This window comes from Ruegeria sp. BHSB064 (assembly GCF_059613205.1).
On sequence record NZ_JBXWSB010000233.1, the window covers coordinates 1 to 2,518 of the forward strand.

Consider the following 2,518-nt stretch of genomic DNA (forward strand, 5'->3'; position numbering starts at 1 on the left):
ACCGACCGAGAAACGCTCGGGGCGTTGTTCGGCGCGGTCACGCGACAGGTCCGAACGACGGATGAACGATTTCATGCCTTCGTACTCGACCTCGATGCCGCCATCTTCGATTGCGGTGACTTCAACGGTGATGACCGAGCCACGCTTCACGCCGCCCACGGCTTCGGCGAACTTGTCACCGCCCAGGGCTTTGATCGACAGCGAGATACGCTCTTTTTCAACGTCCACTTCCGAGACAACCGCCTGTACGACGTCGCCCTTGCGGTAGTTCTGGATCGCATCTTCGCCACGCTCGTCCCACGACAGGTCCGACAGGTGAACCATGCCGTCGATGTCGCCGTCGAGGCCAATGAACAGACCGAATTCGGTGATGTTCTTGACTTCGCCTTCGACCTCGGTGCCCTCGGGATGCGTTTCTGCAAACACTTCCCACGGGTTGCGCTGAGTCTGCTTCAGGCCCAGAGACACGCGACGCTTGGCGCCGTCGATTTCCAGAACCATGACGTCGACTTCCTGGCTGGTCGAAACGATCTTGCCGGGGTGGACGTTTTTCTTGGTCCAGGACATCTCGGACACGTGCACCAGACCTTCGACACCGGCTTCCAGCTCGACGAACGCGCCGTAGTCGGTGATGTTGGTGACGCGACCCTGATGAACCGAGCCCAGCGGGTACTTGGCAGCAACCAGATCCCACGGATCTTCCTGCAGCTGCTTCATGCCCAGGCTGATGCGGTGGGTCTCTTTGTTGATCTTGATGACCTGAACCTTGATGGTTTCGCCGATCGTCAGGATCTCGGACGGGTGGTTCACACGGCGCCATGCCATGTCGGTGACGTGCAGCAGGCCGTCAACGCCGCCCAGGTCAACGAATGCACCGTATTCGGTGATGTTCTTGACAACACCCTCGACGGTCTGACCTTCGGACAGGTTGCCGATAACTTCGGCACGCTGTTCGGCACGCGATTCTTCCAGGATAGCGCGGCGCGAGACAACGATGTTGCCACGACGGCGGTCCATTTTCAGAATCTGGAACGGCTGCTTCAGACCCATCAGCGGGCCGGCGTCGCGCACGGGGCGCACGTCAACCTGGCTGCCGGGCAGGAACGCAACTGCGCCACCCAGATCGACGGTGAAGCCACCTTTGACGCGGCCGAAGATTGCACCTTCGACGCGCTGGTCGTCGGCATATGCTTTTTCCAGACGGTCCCATGCCTCTTCACGGCGGGCCATCTCGCGCGAGATGACGGCTTCGCCACGGGCGTTTTCTGCGGCGCGCAGGTAAACTTCGACCTCGTCACCAACAGCGATTTCAGGGGCTTCGCCGGGATTTGCGAATTCTTTCAGATCAACGCGGCCTTCCATTTTGTAGCCGACGTCGATGATGGCTTGGCCGGCTTCGATCGCCAGAACCTTGCCTTTGACAACAGAACCCTCTTCGGGTGTGTCCATTTCGAAGCTTTCATTCAGGAGGGCTTCGAATTCCTCCATGGATGTATTAGCCATGTGGCGTTGTTTTCCTTTACAAGTGTTTTTGCTGGCCGAGCGGTTGTCTCCGCCGGTCTTGTTTCATGATGTCGTCAGACGTGACCCGGTGCGCCCCTGAGCAAACAAACACAAAGGGCCGAGGTAACCCGGCCCTGCTCAGAAACGTCATCCGGACGTTGACCGCCCTTGTATCGACAGCGCGCGTATAGGCGGATTCCCAAGTATGTGCAAGGGCAAAGCCCATGTTTTCTTGGTTCGGCAGGTCCTTGCTGCTGCGATTAGCTTACCTGTTCAAGCCCCACACATGAGCATCGCGTTGCAACATCGCCCGCTCGACCGACTCTAGACGACCTATTGCGAATGATGGATCGCGGCCACCCCCGGCCTTGTTCCAGATCTTCAAAGCTGAGGTCGGGCTCCAAGGCAGGCAGGCTTGCGCCAACCATTGGCGCAACTCTTGGGGTAGCGCGTCATAAGCCTGCATCGGTGGGATGTTCCGCCTGCGGCGTTTAAGGTTGCTGCGCAGGTTGCGATTGGATTCGCCTTTTGGGAAAGCCCGTCGCTGCGTTCTGCTCAAGTTCATGCTCTTTGCGTTCCAATTTTTGTGATGATATTACATCTCAAAGAACCAAGTGCAAGATGACTAGAGCCATAAGGAACCCACCTATTGCCGGCTCACTCACATTCCGTTGATAACGCTGCAGGTTTGTTGAATCACCACTCACAACAAGGCACCAGTGGGGCTGCACAGAGACGCACCGGAGATGTCAGATCATGGAAGAGTTCAACCTTATCGTCGCCCAACAGCCTCAGTGGATTCAGATTTGGTTAAACGTCCTGAGCTTTGGGGCCTTCCTCCTCCCGATCTCTCTGTTGATCTGGAAGCAAACGCGCCTGACAGCGATCATCACCGTCGTTGGCAGTGTGCTCGCTGCGGTCGGGGTTTTGCTGATCTTCAACCAGCTTGGCTATGTCCGGCTAATGGGGCTGGGCCATGCTGTTTTCTGGACGCCACTTGCCTGGTATCTGTGGA

At 57.6% G+C, this 2,518-nt stretch carries 2 protein-coding genes and 1 pseudogene; 1 reads left to right on the forward strand and 2 read right to left on the reverse strand.

Annotated features, from left to right (window positions below; all coding sequences use genetic code 11):
- Window positions 1-1,503, reverse strand: a 1,503-nt coding sequence (gene rpsA, locus AC2FNU_RS24565) for a 30S ribosomal protein S1 (protein ID WP_496794174.1), incomplete at its 3' end; no start/stop codon positions are given.
- Window positions 1,504-1,768: 265 nt separating this feature from the next.
- On the reverse strand, window positions 1,769-2,068 hold the full coding sequence (locus tag AC2FNU_RS24570) for a DUF6525 family protein (protein ID WP_496794177.1): 300 nt from the start codon (window positions 2,066-2,068) through the stop codon (window positions 1,769-1,771).
- Between the two features lie 191 nt (window positions 2,069-2,259).
- On the opposite strand from AC2FNU_RS24570, the pseudogene AC2FNU_RS24575 reads away from it, so the two are divergent.
- A pseudogene (locus AC2FNU_RS24575) lies at window positions 2,260-2,518 on the forward strand (hypothetical protein); the annotation flags it as partial.

Excerpts from the sequence above, each read along its gene's own strand:
- AC2FNU_RS24570 (WP_496794177.1), bottom strand. The coding sequence starts at position 2,068 with ATGAACTTGAGCAGAACGCAGCGACGGGCTTTCCCAAAAGGCGAATCC.